This is a genomic window from Bacillus cereus (assembly GCF_002577405.1).
Classification (GTDB): Bacteria; Bacillota; Bacilli; order Bacillales; family Bacillaceae_G; genus Bacillus_A; species Bacillus_A cereus_AU.
Genome location: NZ_NULR01000007.1, coordinates 147,056 through 167,389, shown reverse-complemented (window position 1 = coordinate 167,389; position 20,334 = coordinate 147,056). Strand labels below are relative to the sequence as shown.

The window sequence follows — 20,334 nt, the reverse complement described above, 5'->3', positions numbered from 1 at the left end:
GCCTGTAACTCCTGTAGGGCTAAAAGGTGGGGACGGAGGGAATGTAGGGCCCACTAAATCAGGATCTAATGCATGTGCAAATAAATAATTATTTGAATCAAATTCTTGTTCATATTTATTATTCGACATATGTTTACCTCCAATCTGAATTATTAAAAAGTCATCATTTAATAGTATATGTATCGATAATAAAAGTGATTGTAATAGCTTTCTTAATTTATGAAAGAATATTAATGAAAAAGAGTTCACTTATACAATATAAAGACATAAATTAGATTAGATATATATTCACCTTTATAAGAAAAAAAGCATCCTAAATTACAGATTTAGGATGCTTTCTTTCTTATAAAATAAATCAATTTCTATTAAGCAATCGCATACGATAACAATTCATCGTTACTTCCCCAAGCCTTTGCAGTAATTGATAGTTCGCATACGCGCCGACTGGGGCACCGATTATCGGGACGAGTTGAAGCATCTTCGCTAAATCGATATAGTCTCGGTACTCTGTTTGGAACTTTTCCCAGTCCATATGATTTTCTTCTTCTGTATCCCACGTTTCAATTGCTTTCCATACTTCTTTTCGATGGTCGTCACTTGAAAAAGCGAGTTGGAAAACGTGAAGAATAAAGAGGCGTTCTTCTTTGTCACTCGTATCAAACCCGTACAATGTTGCTGCATCGAATAAAAACTTTATTTTAATGGTGAGTAAAAGCGGAAAATCAGCAAGACCGAGAAGAATTCCACCTGCTCCCGTTCCAGCTCCTTCTGCCGCAGCTATTTTTTTGTACTCATCCATTTTTTTACGAACTTCATCGTCACGTCTTTGCAGTGACCAGTTCGTCTCTTTTAATTTCGGCTTTATAAAATTTGATCCGGCACTAATCGTTTGCACCATCATCCGAATCGTTTCTGTTAACACTTTTTGTACTTTCGCCGGAATGAGCTGTTGTACTTTCGTCTGCACTTTTTTTGAGAACCGTGTCATCATAGAAGAATCTTTCATAAATGTAGCTTTCCACTGCTCCAATTCTTTTATAACCTTTTCTTCATATGTAATCATAGGTTCATTCCTTTCAGTTTAAACGCTCAATGCGTTTCGCACTGTATCGATAAACGAAACCAATATTAAATAATATGCTTACGACAAATAAAATACCGGTCATTATGAAATCTTTCGTCGCAAGTGCAAATAAAATTGTAAATACAATGCTACCGATAATAAGAATCGCATTTAATAAAGTAAGAAAATCTTCCTTCTTTTCGTCTTCCCCTACTGGATACAAATCAAGCCAAATCTTCATTCGGTGATGTTTCCATAAGGTTAATAGCTGATAACCGATTAAGTATAGGAAGATAAGACTTACGATAAATCGCCCATATAAAAATGGAATAAAGTAAAGAATAATTCCACCAAGAGCGAGTAAGCGTACATATAATCCAAAATAGTTGCCCGATCGTAAGAACGTTCTCGTATATAAGTATAAATATGTACGCTTTTCTCCGATTATCGAAAGAATGAAATCAAGCCATTTGCGGCGGGATACTCTTTCTTTTAATGCTGGTACATCAACGAACATATTCGCAATGCGGTACAGCAGCAGCATTTTTTTACCTTCTTCAGAAATTAAATACTCCCAGTTCAGCGGCTTTCCCTTCACCATTTGATGCAGGATAGTAAGGTATAACACCATGAGCAGAACAATTCCGCCAATGAAAAGAACGGAAGTACGTTCTACAAGGAAGTACACAAATAAGCCATTTAAGATAAAACGAATGAACCAATCGGCTTTTTGCACATTTTGATCTGTTAAAAATGACTTTTCCCACGCTACGAATAAATTCCACGCTTTTACAATAACAAACGCAAGTACAATCCATATGTATGCTGCACCTGTTTGTTTCATTTGTTGGAAGTATAACGGAGCGAGTGTTGCTGCTACGATTGCGATTATGTATAACTGAATCATAAACGTAAAGAGAAATGCCTTTGTAAAGTAAGGCTTTAACTTTTCTTCAACTGGTAGTAAATAAACGAGGTCCGCTTCTTTCAATAACGTTTGAATGGATCCAGCCGTTAAAACCAGTCCAATTAATAGTGCCATCACAAGCGCAGTTGGAAACGAAGGTGTTAACGTTTGTAACCATTGCTGGTAATAATACGCTCCTGCACCGATGATGAACACGAAAATAAATTTTAAATGATCATTAAATACGTATTTACTATATGTACGAACTTCTTTTAGAAAGTGCCGAAATCGTTCTTTCCATAATGCTGTGCTATTCATAATCTTCTTCCTTCGTTAACGCAATGTAAATATCATCTAACGTTGCACCTGGCATATTAAATTCGGATTGCAGTTCCGATAATGTTCCCATCGCTCTTACTTCACCTTGATGTAAAATAATGAACGAATCACAATAACGCTCTGCTGTCGCTAAAATATGTGTACTCATTAAAATACCTGCGCCGCTCTTTTTCATTTGATTCATCATTTGAAGAAGTGATTGAATCGCTAACGGATCAAGCCCGACGAAAGGTTCGTCCACAATGTAAAGAGACGGTTCCACTAAAAACGCACTCATAATCATTACTTTTTGCTTCATCCCTTTTGAGAAATGAGACGGAAACCATTTCAAACGATTTTTCATGCGAAACTCTTGTAGTAGTTGTCCTACACGTTCTTCATATTGCTTTTCATCCACGCCGTACGCCATCGCTGTTAACTTCAAATGCTCTTCTAACGTTAACTCATCATATAATACCGGTGTTTCTGGAATGAAGGAGAAACTAGAACGATACGCTGTCATATCATCACGAATTGTTTTCCCATTTATTGTGACATTTCCTTTTTTCGGTTCCATTAAACCGATAATATGTTTAATCGTCGTACTTTTACCAGCTCCATTTAAACCGATTAAGCCGACAAGTTCGCCTTTATTAACAGAGAACGAAACATCTTTCAGTACAGGGCGTTTCGTATATCCTCCTGTAACATTTTCTACACGTAATAACTCACTCATACGACACCACTTTCTTCATTTATATTCATTCTATATTCATCTTACCAAAAATTGCACTATCCTACATAGTTTCGATGTCCTCAAAAAAAATTTAAATTCCTTCGTATATATTTTTACGAAAGCGGACATCATAATTAAGGAAGAAGGAACACATTGAAAAAGCAACCACCAATTGATGAGTATAACAACATAGTGAAGTCATCATGAAATGGGGTGTCCATGTTGGACAAAGAAATTTACACATAACCAGATTATTTGTTTCATTTTAGAAACGGGGTGTCTCCGAAAGAGCATATACTGTTTTATAAATAAACAATTTCCTTAAAAAAAGATTGCAATTCATTTCACTTGAAAATGGGGTGTCTACGGCAGAAACTTTAGCCGATTTACCGTGCATTTCTTAAATAAATGAGGTGTCTGCGAACCGTAAATTACAATAATGCTTTTTCAATCCATCTTCAGAAAACAGGAAGCTGAGTCAGCTTCCTGTTTTTCGTGTTTGTTCTCTTATGTAATTATGGTAAAATACGGCTAAGGCTATTTGAAAGGATGAGATCAATGAATCATACAGCAGATAATTGTATTTTTTGTAAAATTATTGACGGGCAAATCCCTTGTTCAAAAGTATACGAAGATGAACATGTACTTGCATTTTTAGATATTAGTCAAGTAACAAAAGGACATACTCTTGTTATTCCAAAAGTTCACAAACAAGACATTTTTGCGTTAACGCCAGAAATCGCATCACACATTTTTTCTGTCGTTCCGAAAATCACAAACGCAATTAAAGCAGAGTTTAATCCAGTTGGCTTTAACCTACTTAACAATAACGGTGAAAAAGCTGGACAAACTGTGTTCCACTTCCACCTTCATTTAATTCCACGCTACGGTGAAAACGATGGTTTCGGTGCTGTTTGGAAATCACACCAAAATGAATACACTATGGAAACTTTACAAAATATCGCAAGCACAATTGCAAATAGTGTGAAATAGTGACACTATAAGAAGACGTAATACATAACAAGTCGATTCCCCAAAATGATCAAACATTAGCGTGACTTGTTTTTTCACTAAAAGTGCTGGGGTATGATTTTCTGTGCATCGCACATACAAGAAATATATGCATACTTTTGTACATCATGAATACGAACGAAAAATAAGGAGGTCTCCTTTTATGTCAAAAGCTAAATCCTTTATCACAGGTGTCATTTGCGGCGGAGCAGTTGCTGGACTAGCCGTTCTTTTCTCAACTCCTTCTTCTGGTAAAGATATGCGCGGTAAGCTGAAAGAAAAAGGAACTGATATTAAAAAGACTTTAGCTGATATTACAGCTGATACAAAGTTATTAAAGCGTCAAATCGTTGAAACTGCTTCGGAAGGTAAAGAAGTATTTCAAGAACTAAAAGACGATATGCAAGACACGCTTTCTAACTGGAAACAAGATATTTCTCAAAACAAGCGCCATATCGAGAAAGAAATTTTGGACATTCAAAAATCAATTGAAAAACTACAAGAAGCTGTTCCAGAAAAAGCGTAAACAGATTCCTGCTTAGTTTTTTGCATATAACAAATATTTTTCAGATAAATTGACCTTAACACGGCATATCACATTGATATGCCGTGTTTTTATGCATTTACAATATATGTTATCACCTAACATGTATGGACAACACATGTATTCGCGACTCATAAAACGCTCCCATAGTTATGCATGATTTGTATAGAATGTCATTTTTCCGAAAAATTTTCACAATTCTCACAAAAAGACTTTATTAATTTTTATTTTACTGGCATAATAGATAGTAATGAAAAAGAATGTTAAAGTGGGTGAGTAAATGAAAAGTGGAGAAAAAGATTACTCGGTAAAAGAAGCGATGATTTTCAGCCAACGCATTGCTCAATTATCGAAAGCGTTATGGAAATGCGTAGAGAAAGATTGGCAACAGTGGATTAAACCTTACGATTTAAATATTAATGAGCATCACATTTTATCAATCGCTTATCATTTAAAAGGGGCTTCTATTTCTGAGATTGCTAAATTTGGAGTTATGCACGTATCAACAGCGTTTAACTTCTCTAAAAAGCTGGAAGAACGCGGTTATCTTGTATTCTCGAAAAAAGAAGATGATAAACGAAATACGTACATTGAAATTACAGATAAAGGGGAAGAATTACTACTTCGCTTAATGGAGGAGTATGATCCTGAAAATAATTCTGTGTTTAATGGGGCTCTTGCACTTCGTAATTTTTATGGGAAGTTCCCAGAAAATATCGAACTGATTGCAATCCTGCGTAATATTTACGGACAAGACTTCATCGATATTTTTGAGAAATCGTTAGAAAGTATCGAGGAGAACTTTATGGAATCCGATCAAAAGTTAGTTAAGAAATAATCTATTTATTTATTTTTTCGTAATCATACTTAAGAATTCATTCATAAGTGGCTTAAATAAACCTTGTTTTGCTAGCGCTTCCGCAGTTTCGTGTACTTCGAGCTGATGTGGAAGCGCTTTTTCAAATTGATCTAACAGCGTATCAAACAATAAAAGCCCTTCTGCTTTCTCCACTACGTATTGTTCGTTCAGTATTTCACAAAGTTTTAGTATACGTTCAATATCTTTTTTACGAGCTTTTTTCTTTATGATCAAAGAATAAAATGGACACTTTTCTTCATCAATCATTTTAAATAGTAGGTCTACGTAGTATTCAGCTTGTTCTAATCTTCTAACAACGTCCATTTTCTCCCTCACTTTCTAACACAAAGTCTTCTATTTCTGAATTTTGTAACACGAACAAAATATCGTGTGATACAATATATATATGTATTTTAGCCAAAAGGAGGTCTCGCCTCATGACACTTATAACAGTTGTTTTTGTCGCATTCGCACTTCTTGTTATATTTTACACGAATTTCATGACACATACACTGTGTGAACGAAAACAAATAACTGCGAGCCGCCAACCCGGTGTCTTTCGGGTTATTAATGTATGTATAACAATTTTATTAATTTCTAGTTATATAGAAATTATATTTCATGGAAAGTGAGGAAGGAAAGCCCCTTCCTCATTTTTTTCCTCTATAAGCAAATTATACCTACTATAACCAATAAAATAAACAGTACAAGTAATAAAATAAGTTGAGAATTCATCCCCATCCCCTCCTCTATTCTGTATATGCGACATACGCCCAATATGGTACCCCTTCAAAATCTGACACGAACTGGTTAAAATTTCTTTATCAATAGGAAAAGACGTCGAAATATGATATATTAAATTTTGTACATATTGCTTATACTATGAAATAAATGACACGCATCTTAACTTTATCCTCAGCCTCGGTAAGCCCTGTTAAGTGCGCTTTACCAGTATAAAAAGCAAAAGTATCAGTGAGACTTAATCGGGCTCTTATGAACTAAAGTTCATCGGTGTAGGATAAATTAAAAATACATAATAGTAGGAGTGTTTATTGAATGAAAAAAGCTATGCTTGCCTTAGCAGCAACAAGTGTAATCGCATTATCAGCATGTGGAACATCATCATCCGACAAAATTGTTACATCTAAAGCTGGTGACATTACAAAAGAAGAGTTCTACACTCAAATGAAGCAAACAGCTGGTAAACAAGTACTAAATAACATGGTTATGGAAAAAGTACTTATTAAAAACTACAAAGTTGAAGACAAAGAAGTAGACAAAAAGTTCGATGAAATGAAAAAACAATACGGTGATCAATTCGATACACTATTAAAACAACAAGGTATTAAAGAAGAAACTATAAAAAATGGTGTTCGCGCTTCATTAGCTCAAGAAAAAGCGATTGAAAAAACAATCACTGATAAAGAACTAAAAGAAAACTATAAACCTGAAATTAAAGCAAGCCATATTCTTGTAAAAGATGAAGCGACTGCGAAAAAGGTTAAAGAAGAACTTGGACAAGGTAAATCTTTCGAAGAGTTAGCGAAACAATACTCTGAAGATACTGGTTCAAAAGAAAAAGGCGGAGATCTTGGCTACTTTACTCCTGGTAAAATGGTTAAAGAATTCGAAGATGCTGCTTACAAGCTGAAAAAAGATGAAGTAAGCGAACCTGTAAAAACACAATTCGGTTACCACATCATTAAAGTAACAGACATTAAAGAACAAAAACCATTTGATGAAGTAAAAGGCGACATCAAAAAAGATCTAGTTCAGAAGAAAGCACAAGATGCTCAATTCATGAACGATCTTATGATGAAAGAAATCAAAAAAGCTGACGTAAAAGTTGACGATAAAGATTTGAAAGATCTTTTCGAAGAGCCTAAAGCTGAAGATAAAAAAGAAGAAAAGAAATAATGAAGTGAAAAAAGCTTGGGTAGCCCCAAGCTTTTTTTGTATGCCCTCTCCTTTCGGGAAATTACGTTCAGATCTGGTAAATGAAATTATCCGATTACTTCTCCGAATAAATCAGCTTAATGTTTTAATGCCCTCACAACGTTAAAAATAAACTTGACTGCCAACCAATGAATCAAATAATAAATAAAAAAGGAGCATACCATTTTCGGTTATGCTCCCTTCTCTTTTTATAGCACTTCTAATTCTTCATGTCGATAAGGTAATTCAATTTCACATAAGAATGGTACCTGATCCCCAACTATTATTTTACAGTTATTTATGAGAATTTAGCTGATTTTTCGTTTTTGGGAACAATGAGTTTCTTAGCTGGGCACTCTTCCATGTGCCTATATTCTATGTGAAAGGTAATATGTTATTACTTATACTGAGGCTCTTCTTGTTCAATTAGCTGAAGACGGGGATTTAAAGATTCAATAATTTCTTGAGTTTGTTGTGCTGCACCTTTATATAATTGTTTTGCTTGCTGGTTATCAGTATCAAGAACAAATCCTTCTAGGCATGCTTGAGCACCCTTTAATCCAGCGATAGTTTGTTTAAGTTTAGTGCTTACTGTCATGTACGATTTCCTCCTTGTAAATGTATTTCAAAATATAGAATGCCTATTTTGTTATCATAGTACGATTTCCAATTTTAGGGTTATGTGAATAAGAAATTTTACAGTTAATTACTTGAAGAAAGAGTTTCTTATCCAATAGATACATGGAATACCGTTAAGTGGTTTTATGTTAACTTGAATAGAATATTCATAAGAAAAATCTACTCTGTAAGAACGTAATTGACTTACATATTCTATGATAAAAATTAGCTTCACGGATGGATATAGAATAGTTTTGTCCCGATAACAAAAACTAACGGAAAAAGAACGATAATATATAAAGGAGATTAAATATGCTGAAAAAGATAGGGAAAATTCTCCGAGCACTCCTCTTTGTATTTATTGGCGGATGTTTTGTTTTACTTGTTTGGGGTAAAATCGACAGAACAATAGCTGAAAAAAGTGGAAGATTTGACCAGCAGCCTAACCAATACCCTATTCGTCAGAGTGATATTACTATGTATACAGACGGGAAACAGTTAAACAATCAATTATTCTCAGATATAAAGAAAGCGAAGCATTACGTACATATTTACTTTTTCTCTATTGCTGATGATAAAGTAAGTCACCAGTTTCTAGAGTTATTGAGGCAAAAAAGTCAGGAAGGTGTAGAAGTATACTATGCAGTGGACAGGCTAGGTGGAGTTTTACTAAAGAAGAAGGAAAGAGAATTATTAGTTAAAAGAGGAGTGCATTTTACGTATTATAATAAGCCAGCTTTTCCTTATCTTGTTTCTTCTTTGGATCATCGGAATCATCGTCGTATTTCAGTTATTGATGGGAAAATTGGGTACATTGGTGGATTTAACATCGGCAAGAAGTATTTGGGGGAAAAAGAAAAACTTGGTTACTGGAGAGATTATCACCTTCAAATACGAGGAGAAGGCGTTCAAGATCTAGAACACCAATTTGTGTTAGACTGGCAGAAAAACTCAGAGAAACCAATTCCGATACACAGTGCGATAAAGGAAAAGGGAGCAACCTCGCATCGTTTTACTGCATATTATAGTGGAGAAAAACTTGGGCAAGATTATGCAATGCTGTTTCAACAAGCAAAAGAATCCATCATTATATTAACACCTTATTTTATACCAAAAGACAGAACTATTTGGAACGCATTAGTAGATGCAAGAAAGAGGGGCGTCCGTGTCAAAATTCTGTTCTCACCTCATTCGGATGCACTGTTAGTTAAAGAAGCAGCGTATCCATATATTCGAAAAGCATTAAAACAAGGAATGGAAGTATATGGTTATAAAAATGGAGTGTTACACGGTAAAGTATTTTTGATTGATGAAAAAGTATTGATGGTTGGGACCGTGAATTTTGATTCGCTCTCGTTTCATTTAAATGAAGAAATGAACTGTTATATTCATGATCCTGTCTATATTTCGAAAATAAAACCAGTGATTAATGCAGACTTACAAAATTCAAAGCGAATAATATCCTCTGACGTCAATCAATTATCTATAAAAGAAAAAATGAAAGAAAAGGTTGCAAAAATTTTTGAGTATTATTTGTAAAAACAAAGGATTTTTATTTTTAGGAGTATTAAATTACTGACACTAATAAAGAAAGCTATGGAGAAGGAACGTTGTTTTCTTAGCTTGATATTTATAGGGCATGGCGTACGCCCCTATAAATATTGCGGTTTAAAACACAACCATTTCCCGACTATATTCCTTCTGAAGATACACTACTTGGGTAGTGATTTACGTTTCATTCAACTTTAGCTTTAATCTATTTTGATTGAATTTTCCATGATACAATTAACTAAATAAAAAGGCCACAATACGTGGCCTTTTTATTATGGTTGTTGAATTTGTTCTTCGGCAATGACAGTTTTTGCATTTGTTGCAGGATCAATAACTGAAGTTTTTGCAGTTAAGCCTGTCCCGGATACTCCATCAAAACTTGCTTGTGTTCCAACTGTAGATACAGTTTTTGCTACTTCATCTATGAAAAAGTGTTTTGAAAATTCTCCTTTACGTATGAGTGTCAGTGCCACGATAGTTTGGTCTGCCGTGCGTAATACAATATCATTCGTTTGATTTAACTCTTCAATGCTTTTAAATTGGTTATACACCTGTTCACCTGTTAGATGTCCCGGTACAGTCAGCTCACGATGTTTATAGGCTTCTGGTCCCCATATTGCAGTTACAGAAGTGAATGCGAAATTATCTCCAATTTCAGTTATTCTAGTACCAGTATTCATGGTGCCTGTAGTATTTAGTTCTTCTAAGAAGTAGTCAACACGTAGAACCTGATGTGGTTTTGCTACGAGGTCATCGCCACCATAAGACAATGTTTTAGTCTCTGATGAAAGCTTAGAAAATCCCGCACTTGCTTTAAATCCTGTTGTAATCTTGGAAGTAACCTCTGCAATCCCTGGGATTTTGGCAGATGCTGACATTTCTGCTCCCACACTAACTTCTGTACTTGCATTAAATGTCATTGAGTCTGTTGTAGAATATGTTTTAGTAGGTGCTTTTCTTGTTGAAGCATCTGGATTACCGCTATTATCATTAATTGCAAAGTCAATTGACTTCAATGTTTTTTCTTGTGAAGTAATTTTGAAACCTGTAGTATCAAATGATGCGAATTTAAACATATTATTAGATGAATATACATCCTTGTAAGTGTGGGCAGTTCTCTGCCCCGTAGTATCCCATTTCCATTGATAGGAGCTACTGCTTTCGGCTGCATAAGTAGGTGTAACACTGGTTCCTATACTTGTTAACCCTAGTGTTAAGGCTAATCCTGTTGTTGCTAAAACTTTTAATTTCATTTCTCTCTCTCCTATTCTATTCTATTAAGATTTTTGAGCCTACTAGTAAATTATCATAAAAATTAGAATATTTTTATGATTGTGATACTCCTGTGAATTTAGATTTTTGGAACTAAATAATGTTAAATTTTCAGATTAAAATCTTTTTAATTCTCTAAGGAGATCAAATTTTACTAGTGGTATCTTCCACTTTTTAGTGGTCATACCATTTGTTCTTTCATTAAAACACGATGTTCCCAACGCGTAAATAGTAGAATTCTGTCGAATACATTCAAATATTTATTTATTACATATTAATATGAGTAGAAATATTATTCTTATAAAATTATTGTTTTGTTATAAGTGAATAATTAATTATTATAGTTATAACTTAATATATCAGCAGAAAAATAAATATTTTAATTCACAAGGAAAAAATAAATATATTTTAAATGTTATTAATATAATTTAATCACACTCTGCATACGAATTACCTATATTTGGATATGCAAAGTTACATCAAACTATAGCTTCAAATAGGATACGCTCTTATAAATAATTAGCTGTAGCGAAGGGGGGATTTTGTTTAGGATCTACTGAATACTCTTAAGTTGATAGATGTGTGTGTGGTGCTACCCCATATTAGGGATTTTTCAATTATATCGACTTACTAACAATAATTACGATTCTCTCTTAGAGAAAAACACAAAAAAACCTCGATTCGCGCAGCACGGAACCAAGGTTTATCTCATCATTGTTGATTAAATTCAAGAACTATGTTAAATTAGTACAGAAACACATTTATAAAAATATAAATAACGTATTTACCCGTATCTTAATTGTACAACAAAATCCATTTTCAGTCAACCTCTATTTTTCACTTTTAAAGGAGTGCTTACGTATATGAATAAAAAACTTGATCTAGAGCAAAAACGATTGGATACCGTAATCGAAACGATTACAGAACAAATTGATAAGCTGGAAAATGAAACTGGCAGACGCCGAGCAGAAGTAATCAACATCCGTAAACATTTCTGGGATGATGTGAAAGTGAACACGGATACTTTTGATGATTATCTTGAAACGGTTATCAATCTAAGACAACAAGCTCAGTCACTTGCTGTAACACAAATTACACATAAGCACACTTTTAATCGACTCGCTGCACTAAAACGTATGCAGAAAGCACCTTACTTCGGACGCATTGATTTTACAGAAGAAGGCGAACCTGCCGCAGAACAAATTTATATCGGTGTTGCTACCCTTACCGATGCAAGCGGCGAAAACTTTCTCATATACGATTGGCGCGCGCCAATTTCAAGTGTCTACTATGATTATCCACCAGGGCCGGCTAAATATAATACGCCAGGTGGTGTCATTAACGGAACTGTAGAGAAAAAATTACAATATATTATTCAGGGCGGCGTGATTGATTCTATGTTCGACACGAGCCTTACAATTGGAGACGAAATCCTACAACAAGCGCTCGGAAAAGGTACGAACAAACATATGCAAAGTATCGTTGCGACTATTCAGCGCGAGCAAAATGAAATTATAAGGCACGATGAAGGACGACTACTTATCGTGCAAGGAGCTGCTGGTAGTGGTAAAACGTCGGCTGCTCTGCAACGAATCGCCTATTTACTATATAAATATCGCGAATGGTTAAAAGCAGATCAAATCATTCTCTTCTCCCCTAACTCCATGTTCAACAGTTACGTATCTAACGTACTACCAGAACTTGGCGAAGAGAATATGCAGCAAGTGACATTCCAAGAATATTTAAACCATAGACTAAGTAAGTCATTTGATGTGGAAGATCCTTACGAGCAATTAGAATATATGCTAACTGAAACGAATAGTCCTGCCTATAAAACTAGAAATGCGAGCATCCGCTTTAAAGCATCTACTCAATTTTTTGAGATGATTAGAACGTACAGACAATCTCTTGAATCGTCTGGCATGTTATTTAGAGGAATGAAATTTAGAGGAAAACTGATTGCCTCTGCTAAAGAAATCGCAGAGCAATTTTACAATACAGACTCCTCCCTCCGTTTCCATAATAGAATTGAAAAGTTAACGGATTGGCTAAATAAACAAATAGATGCAATCGAAAAAGCAGAACTGAAAAAACCTTGGGTAGAAGAGGAAATTGAACTACTTAGTAAAGATGAATATCAAAAGGCTTATAAATATTTACAGAAAAAGGGCGAGTTTGACGACAACTCCTTTAATGATTATGAAAAAGAAACGAAAGTACTTGGACGTATGATTGTCCGTAAAAAATTAAAGCCACTTCGTAAAGGCGTTCAAACACTACGCTTCATCAATTTCACAGGAATATATAAACAACTCTTCACAGATTCATCATGGGTTACTGGAGAAAAGCCGAAAGAATGGGACGACATTTGTTCACTAACGGTGAACATGTTAAATGAAGGAAAGCTATATTACGAGGATGCAACTCCATTTTTACTTTTAAAAGAGTTAATTGAAGGTTTCCAAACGAACAGATCGATTAAACACGTACTCGTAGACGAAGCGCAAGATTACTCTCCGTTTCAGTTCGAGTTTTTAAAACGTCTCTTCCCTGCTGCAAAAATGACAGTACTTGGGGACTTTAACCAAGCGATATTTGCTCATGCAAGTGAAACGGTTAATTTCAATACACTTACTAGCTTATACGGGCCAGACGAAACAAACGGTATTAACTTAACTCGTAGCTATCGATCAACAAAACCGATCATTGAATTTACACGATATCTCGTACCGGAAGGAAAGAACATTAACGCATTTGAACGTGATGGTGAGAAACCTACAGTGACTACAGTTTCTAATTACAATGAACTGCATGACGACATCACTGCCAAAGTCGCAGAACTACAAAAACAACAGCACAATACGATCGCAATTATATGTAAATCCGCAGCCGAAAGTGCGGCTGCATATAAGGCGCTCGGCAGCATTGAAGACATTAAACTTGTGAAGAGTACCTCTGCTGAGTATGAGCAAGGTATTGTCGTTATCCCTGCTTATTTAGCGAAGGGTATCGAATTTGACGCTGTTATTATTTACAATGCAAATGATGAAGTATACAGTGATGAGAGCCTTCGTAGATTATTTTACACCGCTTGTACACGCGCAATGCATGAGTTGCATATGTATAGCGTTGGTGAGGTTAGTCCTTTTGTACTCGGGGCTGATTCAGCGAGTTTTAAGTGTATAACGAAAACACCTTGATTTTTATCAAGGTGTTTTTCTCATTCTAAATGACATATCTTTGCGGCGATACACACTTAACACAATCCCCATTATAAATGCATGAAACAGAGTTGGTATCAAGCCGTAGCTAATAAAGGGTAATGATATAGAAACACGTGGTAATACTCCTAAGATCATGCCAATGTTACAAATGAAATGGACTACAAAAAGAGTTACTCCACCAACGAGTAGCAATTTACCATAACCATCATTTATTTTATACGATATGGTCATTATTCTCACTGCAAAAAGAGAAAGAATCAAGACAAGAAGCAGCGCAAGTACATATCCATAATAGTAAGTCAAACTCGCGAATACAAAATCAGTATGGGCAGCAGGGATAGACTTTATATTTCCATATGTACCAAACCAACCTGCCGACGACATTGCCTCTTGTAAACGTAAATCCCATAGATCATGCTCTGGGTTTAACATTCCTAAAATTCTAGCTATCCGGTATTCTTTTACAGCAGACCAGGAAAATAGATCCCTAATAATAAAGAGAAAAATTGGTAACATCGTAATGAGCCATGCCGTTTTCTTTCCTAACTTACTCCACCAAAGCATAACGAATACCATCGTAATATAAATATAAATTGGCACCATAATTGATGTAGTTAAAAATAGATATAAAGAAAATACGTACAACATGAAAAGATGTATAAACTTTAATCTACTGTTATTAAAAAATGAAGCCCAGGCTAGAAAAAAGAATGGTATCGTCATTAAACAGTCAATTTTGATGGGACCAATTTTTATTAAAGCTTCCCCATTCACGAAACCAGTCGGAAAACATTTTATAGCTAACAAGATAAGTATTCCAATTGTATAAAACAGCCACCCGAGTCTTTCTAACTTCCGATAATCAATCAGCATCATCCCAAAAGCTGTTGCAATGCCGAGAATAACAAATATCACCTTATTCATTAGTAAATCATTCGTATGTCCAAAAGCTACTATTGGCAAAAATCCTAGCCCCATAGCAATCACCAATAAAATAATAAGGAACCAATCAACCTTTGGCTTATGAAGTTTGTTAAGCTCTTGCCCAAGTTTGACCGGACTTCCCATTTGTTCAACAGCTTTGTCTTCAGCAACTTCCTCACTTAACCCTTTCTTCATCCACGTGTTCTTCGCCTGTTTCAAGTGAAATTCTAGTTCAGTTGCCACAAAGCTCTTCGCTTCTTTTGATTTAATATGATTGGTAACTTCGCTTAAAAAACGCTCCCCTTTTTTATTCAATTCCGCCTCACTCCTGTACTAAGCCTTTTAATATAAACCTTGCCTTCGTAGCATTTTTTTCTGCCTTTCGCAGCGTCTTTCTTCCCTTATCACTTAATTGATAATATTTCGCCCCTGAATGATCCCAGCTAGATTGGATAAAACGGTTCTGTTCTAGGCGATGTAATACGGTATATAAAAAACCTTCATTGCCTTCGAATTTTTGAATCCCTCTCCCCCGTAGTAACTGCATCAATTCATAACCTGTTTTTTCATTCATAAGAAGTTGCAGCACCGCTAAAGAGATATCTTCTTCATTTTCCTTTAATGCATTGATTTTTTCCCGTACCTGCTTTCGATGCTGATCAGAAAAACTCAAATGTTTAAAAGTTGTGTTCTCCATTGATTTTCGCAGGCCTTTTAATCGATCTTCCATTTGATTATTCCTCCAATCCTTTCTTCAAAAGCTCCTTCGCTTTTTTCAGTCTCGTTTTTATCGTGTTTTCCTTCACTTCTATTACAATCGCAATCTCTTTAATTGATAACTCTTCATAATAAAATAGATAAATGACTTCTCTATATTTTATCGGCAAACTCATTACTGCAGAAGCCAGCCTATTATCCTCTGCATTTTGAATAACAGTTTGTTCGGCACTATCATGTTGAAACCCTACATAAGCAGATTCATCCTCTGTAACGATTACCTTTTTGTTATACCAACTTTTTATGTAGTCTTTACAATGATTAATCGCGATTCTCCACAACCACGTTTTCACATTTGATTTTCCTTTATATGTATGAAGAGATTTATAGCATTTCACAAATATATCTTGCGTTAAATCCTCCGCAACCTCTTTATTATTCACGTATGAATACACAAGCTGTAAGACCTCTTGTCCATACTTGTTCATTATTTCATCGATAAGGTCCTCCTTATCTTCTATTTCAAACATCTCTACTGTTAATTCATCCACATCATTTCCTCCTTCCCATATATTAGACGACGCACTCTATGGAAAAGTTTTATAAATACATAAAAAAATACGGATGGTAATCATCATAGTCTAACTCTCGGCTTCATATTCTCCTCTTCCAACTAAAATAGCATTTTTTTCATTTCACCAACATCAATTACCAAAATTTACATAAATACATTTTTTTACTCTTTTAGTATATTAAATATAAGCTTCCTAAAAGCTGTTATACCATTTCCCTATCCTTATTAAGGATAGGGGTTTTTTTATTAAATTCTATTTATAAAATCACTCCAAATAAGAATTTTGCCAAAAACTTACATGCATCTGTTTTTCGTTGTATAATTAAATTATCAATATATTAGGAGTGTTAAGTGTGTCAGAAACAATAATGATTTTGTTATACATCTGTTTCGGAATGAGTGCAGTTTTTAGCTTAATAAAGGAATTTCGAAAGCCACAGAGAAGCCAGTTCCTGATTTTATTTGATTCTCTAATTTTGATAGGAGCTGTATTTTTAATAGCTAGTATCTTTATCTAAATTATATAACGGACATTCTCTAGGGAGTGAAGCAGCTAGCAAAAGCTAACTGCTTTTTTAATTTAACTAACACTTTTGTTTGATTTTCATCCGCCCATATTAGGATTGATACATTCCCACATATAATCATCTAATTCAATCTCAGCCTTATAAAGATGGCTATAATTCAAACGCCATCTAATAAATTCACAAACATCTAAATAGCCCATAAAAAAACCACCTAAAGGCTCCCCTTCAGGTGGTTCTCTATTTTATGCTAACGCAGCTGCTTGTTCTTGTTGATCTACAGGAATGACAGCGTCTGTTAATGCTTTTTCTAGTTCAGCTGTGTATTTCATTTGCTCTTCTTTGCTCCAGCCAAGTTTCGCAGCCATATAGTTAATTACTGCTTCTTTCCACTCGTATACCCAGTGGATGTTGAAGAATACAGCGCCTCTGCGGCGTACGAAGAAGTCAACTGGTTTTGCTGTCATTTCGTAATCCATTGCGTATACAAGTGGGATTAGAACGTCAAGCGGCATGTTGTATTCTTTCGCTTCGTCTTTATGTTTTTTCGCTAAGTCGAACAGTACGTCAACGTTAGAGCCGTAGAATTTCGTGAATTCTTCCGCTTGCGCTGTTGTTAAACCGTATTTCGTACCTTCGCCTGCTTTTTTCGCGATAAATGCCGGGAACCCGTGTGAACCACTTACATGACCACCAGAGATTGGCATATGTTTCGTATCGCTCTTCGGATATGCGCTATGTCCTTCTTGTTGTAATAGATTCGTTACGTAGTCTACTACCATTTCAGCCATTTTGCGGTATCCTGTTAATTTACCGCCAGCGATTGTAATTAAACCAGATTCAGAAGTCCAAATTTCATCTTTACGAGAAATTTCAGATGCACTCTTACCTTCTTCGTAAATTAACGGACGTACACCAGCCCAGCTTGATTCAACGTCTTTCTCCGTAATTTTCACGCTTGGGAACATGTAGTTAATCGCATTAATGATGTATGTGCGATCTTCTGTTGTCATTTGTGGTACAGCTGCGTCTTTATCATAGAACGTATCTGTTGTACCTACATATGTTTTTCCACCGCGTGGAATCGCGAACACCATACGTTTATCTGGTGTATCGAAGTAAATCGCTTGGCCTAATGGGAAACGTTTTTGGTCAATTACTAAGTGAACACCTTTTGATAACTGAAGTACTTTTCCTTTTTTCGAGTTATCTTTTTCACGAAGTGTATCTACCCAAGGACCGGCCGCATTTACAATTTTCTTACCGTAAACTTCATATACTTCTCCGTCTAGTAAATCGATTACACGTACACCACATACTTTTCCATCTTTATATAAGAAACTGTCTACTTTTGCGTAGTTAACAGCTTTTGCGCCATACTCAATTGCTTCTTTCATTACTTCAATTGTAAGACGAGCATCGTCTGTACGATATTCTACGTAGTAACCGCCGCCTTTTAATCCTTCTTGTTTTACAAGAGGCTCTTTCTTCAGCGTTTCTTCACGGTTAAACATCTTTCTGCGCTCGCTTCGTTTTACACCTGCTAGGAAGTCGTATACACGAAGACCAATTGATGTACTAAATGATCCGAACGTACCGCCTGTATGGAACGGAAGTAACATCCACTCTGGTGTTGTTACATGGGGACCGTTCTCATATACGATCGCACGCTCTTTCCCCACCTCTGCTACCATTTTCACTTCAAGTTGTTTTAAATAACGTAAACCACCGTGTACAAGCTTCGTTGAACGACTTGATGTACCTGCTGCAAAGTCCTGCATTTCAAACACAATTGTTGATAATCCGCGTGTTGCCCCATCTAATGCAATACCAGAACCAGTAATACCTCCACCAATTACGATCACATCTAACTCTTGTTTATTTACTCCGTTTAATACGTCTTTACGTTGTTTACTTGAAAATTTCATGGTAATTCCTCCCTTTGATAACGAAAAAAGAGACCACAAACGCCGCTATAGATTTCGCCTCTATAGCGTGTTGTGGTCTCTCCAAATCTCCTACCGAATTATTAACTTGTCACCATTATAACACTGTTTATGATTATTTGAAAGCTTTAGTTGCTTCAATTGCCTTTTTCCATCCAGCATATAGCTCTTCGCTTGTTTCCGCTTCCATTGCTGGTGTAAAGCGTTTATCCATATGCCACTGTTCTTTAATTTCGTCTTGGTTTTTCCAATATCCAACCGCAAGACCAGCTAAATACGCTGCACCTAGAGCTGTCGTTTCGTTAATTACTGGACGCTCTACAGGAACGTCTAACATATCGCTTTGGAACTGCATTAAGAAGTTATTCTTAACTGCTCCACCATCAACGCGTAATGTGTTCAGTTCAATACCTGAATCAGCTTCCATTGCGCATAATACATCTTTCGTTTGGTAAGCTAAAGATTCTAGCGTTGCACGAATGAAATGCTCTTTTGTCGTACCGCGCGTTACACCAAACATCGCGCCGCGTACTTCACTATCCCAGTACGGTGTACCTAATCCTACGAATGCTGGTACAACATATACGCCCTCAGTTGATTCAACGCGACTAGCATACACTTCACTCTCACTTGCATCTTTAAACATGCGCATTCCATCGCGTAACCACTGAATTGCAGAACCTGCTACGAAAATACTTCCTTCTAGTGCATAGTTTACTTTACCATCTAAACCCCATGCAATTGTTGTTAATAGGCCATGCTCAGAAGCAACTGCTTTTTCGCCTGTGTTCATTAACATGAAGCAACCAGTTCCGTAAGTGTTCTTCGCCATACCTTCACCGAAACAAGCTTGTCCGAATAATGCCGCTTGTTGGTCACCAGCTACACCTGCAATCGGTACATTTTGACCGAAGAAGTGATAATCAACTGTTTCTCCATATATTTCAGATGATTGACGTACTTCTGGAAGCATGCTCTTTGGTACTGTTAACATGTCTAGAAGCTCATCATCCCACTGTAGGTCGTGAATGTTAAACATTAATGTACGTGATGCATTTGAATAATCTGTTACGTGCGCGTTACCACCAGATAGTTTCCATACAAGCCACGTATCAATCGTTCCGAATAATAACTCGCCGTTTTCCGCTTTCTCTCTTGCACCTTCAACGTTATCTAAAATCCATTTTACTTTCGTACCAGAGAAGTATGCGTCAATTAAAAGACCTGTTTTTTCGCGAACCATTTCGCTATAACCTTTTTCTTTTAACTCATCACAAATTTCAACTGTTTGACGAGATTGCCATACGATTGCGTTATAAATTGGTTTGCCAGTCTCTTTATCCCATACAACCGCTGTTTCACGTTGGTTCGTAATACCGATACCAGCGATTTGTTCTGGTTTTACGTCTGCTTCGCTTAAGCAAGTTGCGATAACCGCTAAAATAGATCCCCAAATTTCTTGCGCGTTATGTTCTACCCAGCCTGGCTTTGGAAAATGTTGTGTAAACTCTTTTTGAGCTGAATGTACAATTTCACCTTTTTTATTGAACAGAATTGCGCGTGAGCTTGTTGTTCCTTGGTCTAATGAAAGAATATATTTTTTCATATCGG

General features: G+C 35.8%; 20 protein-coding genes. 7 read left to right on the top strand and 13 right to left on the bottom strand.

Translation table 11 applies throughout. The annotated features are described in order from the left end of the window. From COC96_RS28505 to ecsA, 4 genes are all read right to left on the bottom strand, one after another. Positions 1-129: exosporium leader peptide-containing protein (locus COC96_RS28505; protein WP_141536083.1), on the bottom strand; the 129-nt coding region annotated here is incomplete at its 3' end. A gap of 226 nt (positions 130-355) precedes the next feature. Continuing rightward, positions 356-1,063 carry an ecs operon protein EcsC gene (ecsC, locus tag COC96_RS11365; RefSeq protein WP_098768826.1) on the bottom strand — a complete coding sequence of 236 codons (708 nt, stop codon included), beginning with the start codon at positions 1,061-1,063 and terminating at the stop codon, positions 356-358. 13 nt (positions 1,064-1,076) lie between these two features. Further along, positions 1,077-2,288 (bottom strand): ABC transporter permease, encoded by a 1,212-nt coding sequence (locus COC96_RS11360; protein ID WP_098768825.1) that lies wholly within the window; start codon positions 2,286-2,288, stop codon positions 1,077-1,079. Then, on the bottom strand, positions 2,281-3,024 hold the full coding sequence (gene ecsA, locus COC96_RS11355) for an ABC transporter ATP-binding protein EcsA (RefSeq protein ID WP_098768824.1): 744 nt from the start codon (positions 3,022-3,024) through the stop codon (positions 2,281-2,283). The genes COC96_RS11360 and ecsA overlap by 8 nt, the downstream gene beginning before the upstream one ends. A gap of 558 nt (positions 3,025-3,582) precedes the next feature. Here ecsA and COC96_RS11345 point away from each other — a divergent pair. From COC96_RS11345 to COC96_RS11335, 3 genes are all read left to right on the top strand, one after another. Continuing rightward, on the top strand, positions 3,583-4,017 hold the full coding sequence (locus COC96_RS11345; protein ID WP_098268658.1) for an HIT family protein: 435 nt from the start codon (positions 3,583-3,585) through the stop codon (positions 4,015-4,017). A gap of 181 nt (positions 4,018-4,198) precedes the next feature. After that, on the top strand, positions 4,199-4,561 hold the full coding sequence (locus COC96_RS11340) for a YtxH domain-containing protein (RefSeq protein ID WP_071711168.1): 363 nt from the start codon (positions 4,199-4,201) through the stop codon (positions 4,559-4,561). Between the two features lie 298 nt (positions 4,562-4,859). After that, positions 4,860-5,417, top strand: coding sequence for an HTH-type transcriptional regulator Hpr (locus tag COC96_RS11335; RefSeq protein WP_098268659.1), 558 nt, complete (start codon positions 4,860-4,862; stop codon positions 5,415-5,417). Between the two features lie 9 nt (positions 5,418-5,426). Here COC96_RS11335 and COC96_RS11330 read toward each other — a convergent pair whose 3' ends face one another. Beyond that, entirely contained in the window at positions 5,427-5,762 is a 336-nt protein-coding gene (locus tag COC96_RS11330; RefSeq protein WP_098268660.1) for a DUF1878 family protein, read from the bottom strand. Between the two features lie 113 nt (positions 5,763-5,875). On the opposite strand from COC96_RS11330, the gene COC96_RS11325 reads away from it, so the two are divergent. Then, the gene (locus tag COC96_RS11325) at positions 5,876-6,070 is read left to right on the top strand and encodes a hypothetical protein (RefSeq protein WP_048656387.1); all 195 of its coding nucleotides are present in this window, start codon (positions 5,876-5,878) and stop codon (positions 6,068-6,070) included. A 424-nt stretch (positions 6,071-6,494) separates the two neighbouring features. Then, positions 6,495-7,355 carry a peptidylprolyl isomerase PrsA gene (gene prsA / locus COC96_RS11315; protein ID WP_098768823.1) on the top strand — a complete coding sequence of 287 codons (861 nt, stop codon included), beginning with the start codon at positions 6,495-6,497 and terminating at the stop codon, positions 7,353-7,355. Between the two features lie 415 nt (positions 7,356-7,770). On the opposite strand, the gene COC96_RS11310 is transcribed toward prsA, so the two are convergent. Then, positions 7,771-7,971: a DUF1657 domain-containing protein gene (locus COC96_RS11310; RefSeq protein ID WP_002162205.1), complete on the bottom strand. Its 201-nt coding sequence runs from the start codon at positions 7,969-7,971 to the stop codon at positions 7,771-7,773. Between the two features lie 332 nt (positions 7,972-8,303). Here COC96_RS11310 and COC96_RS11305 point away from each other — a divergent pair, with 332 nt between their 5' ends. Further along, on the top strand, positions 8,304-9,530 hold the full coding sequence (locus tag COC96_RS11305) for a phospholipase D-like domain-containing protein (protein ID WP_098268662.1): 1,227 nt from the start codon (positions 8,304-8,306) through the stop codon (positions 9,528-9,530). Positions 9,531-9,814: 284 nt separating this feature from the next. Here COC96_RS11305 and COC96_RS11300 read toward each other — a convergent pair whose 3' ends face one another. Continuing rightward, positions 9,815-10,795: a hypothetical protein gene (locus COC96_RS11300; protein ID WP_098768822.1), complete on the bottom strand. Its 981-nt coding sequence runs from the start codon at positions 10,793-10,795 to the stop codon at positions 9,815-9,817. Between the two features lie 882 nt (positions 10,796-11,677). On the opposite strand from COC96_RS11300, the gene helD reads away from it, so the two are divergent. Then, a complete protein-coding gene (helD, locus tag COC96_RS11295) occupies positions 11,678-14,014 on the top strand; it encodes an RNA polymerase recycling motor HelD (protein ID WP_098269652.1) in 2,337 nt (778 codons plus the stop codon). 6 nt (positions 14,015-14,020) lie between these two features. On the opposite strand, the gene COC96_RS11290 is transcribed toward helD, so the two are convergent. The 6 genes from COC96_RS11290 to glpK all read right to left on the bottom strand — a co-directional run bounded on the left by COC96_RS11290 (position 14,021) and on the right by glpK (position 20,329). Beyond that, on the bottom strand, positions 14,021-15,277 hold the full coding sequence (locus tag COC96_RS11290) for an FtsW/RodA/SpoVE family cell cycle protein (RefSeq protein ID WP_098269651.1): 1,257 nt from the start codon (positions 15,275-15,277) through the stop codon (positions 14,021-14,023). A gap of 7 nt (positions 15,278-15,284) precedes the next feature. Next, entirely contained in the window at positions 15,285-15,692 is a 408-nt protein-coding gene (locus COC96_RS11285; RefSeq protein ID WP_098269650.1) for a PadR family transcriptional regulator, read from the bottom strand. Between the two features lie 4 nt (positions 15,693-15,696). Further along, positions 15,697-16,230, bottom strand: a complete 534-nt coding sequence (locus COC96_RS11280) for a sigma-70 family RNA polymerase sigma factor (protein WP_098269649.1) — start codon at positions 16,228-16,230, stop codon at positions 15,697-15,699. Between the two features lie 627 nt (positions 16,231-16,857). Further along, positions 16,858-16,980 (bottom strand): hypothetical protein, encoded by a 123-nt coding sequence (locus COC96_RS28010; RefSeq protein WP_257201732.1) that lies wholly within the window; start codon positions 16,978-16,980, stop codon positions 16,858-16,860. 42 nt (positions 16,981-17,022) lie between these two features. Then, positions 17,023-18,705 (bottom strand): aerobic glycerol-3-phosphate dehydrogenase, encoded by a 1,683-nt coding sequence (glpD, locus tag COC96_RS11270; RefSeq protein WP_098768821.1) that lies wholly within the window; start codon positions 18,703-18,705, stop codon positions 17,023-17,025. Positions 18,706-18,838: 133 nt separating this feature from the next. After that, positions 18,839-20,329, bottom strand: coding sequence for a glycerol kinase GlpK (glpK, locus tag COC96_RS11265; protein ID WP_098768820.1), 1,491 nt, complete (start codon positions 20,327-20,329; stop codon positions 18,839-18,841). Positions 20,330-20,334: the final 5 nt, after the last annotated feature.

Coding starts and splice junctions, on each gene's coding strand:
- helD (WP_098269652.1), top strand. CDS start 11,678: ATGAATAAAAAACTTGATCTAGAGCAAAAACGATTGGATACCGTAATC.
- ecsA (WP_098768824.1), bottom strand. CDS start 3,024: ATGAGTGAGTTATTACGTGTAGAAAATGTTACAGGAGGATATACGAAA.
- glpK (WP_098768820.1), bottom strand. CDS start 20,329: ATGAAAAAATATATTCTTTCATTAGACCAAGGAACAACAAGCTCACGC.
- COC96_RS11345 (WP_098268658.1), top strand. CDS start 3,583: ATGAATCATACAGCAGATAATTGTATTTTTTGTAAAATTATTGACGGG.
- COC96_RS11335 (WP_098268659.1), top strand. CDS start 4,860: ATGAAAAGTGGAGAAAAAGATTACTCGGTAAAAGAAGCGATGATTTTC.
- COC96_RS11285 (WP_098269650.1), bottom strand. CDS start 15,692: ATGGAAGATCGATTAAAAGGCCTGCGAAAATCAATGGAGAACACAACT.
- COC96_RS11310 (WP_002162205.1), bottom strand. CDS start 7,971: ATGACAGTAAGCACTAAACTTAAACAAACTATCGCTGGATTAAAGGGT.
- COC96_RS11330 (WP_098268660.1), bottom strand. CDS start 5,762: ATGGACGTTGTTAGAAGATTAGAACAAGCTGAATACTACGTAGACCTA.
- COC96_RS28010 (WP_257201732.1), bottom strand. CDS start 16,980: ATGGGCTATTTAGATGTTTGTGAATTTATTAGATGGCGTTTGAATTAT.
- COC96_RS11340 (WP_071711168.1), top strand. CDS start 4,199: ATGTCAAAAGCTAAATCCTTTATCACAGGTGTCATTTGCGGCGGAGCA.
- glpD (WP_098768821.1), bottom strand. CDS start 18,705: ATGAAATTTTCAAGTAAACAACGTAAAGACGTATTAAACGGAGTAAAT.
- ecsC (WP_098768826.1), bottom strand. CDS start 1,063: ATGATTACATATGAAGAAAAGGTTATAAAAGAATTGGAGCAGTGGAAA.
- COC96_RS11305 (WP_098268662.1), top strand. CDS start 8,304: ATGCTGAAAAAGATAGGGAAAATTCTCCGAGCACTCCTCTTTGTATTT.
- COC96_RS11325 (WP_048656387.1), top strand. CDS start 5,876: ATGACACTTATAACAGTTGTTTTTGTCGCATTCGCACTTCTTGTTATA.
- COC96_RS11360 (WP_098768825.1), bottom strand. CDS start 2,288: ATGAATAGCACAGCATTATGGAAAGAACGATTTCGGCACTTTCTAAAA.
- COC96_RS11300 (WP_098768822.1), bottom strand. CDS start 10,795: ATGAAATTAAAAGTTTTAGCAACAACAGGATTAGCCTTAACACTAGGG.
- prsA (WP_098768823.1), top strand. CDS start 6,495: ATGAAAAAAGCTATGCTTGCCTTAGCAGCAACAAGTGTAATCGCATTA.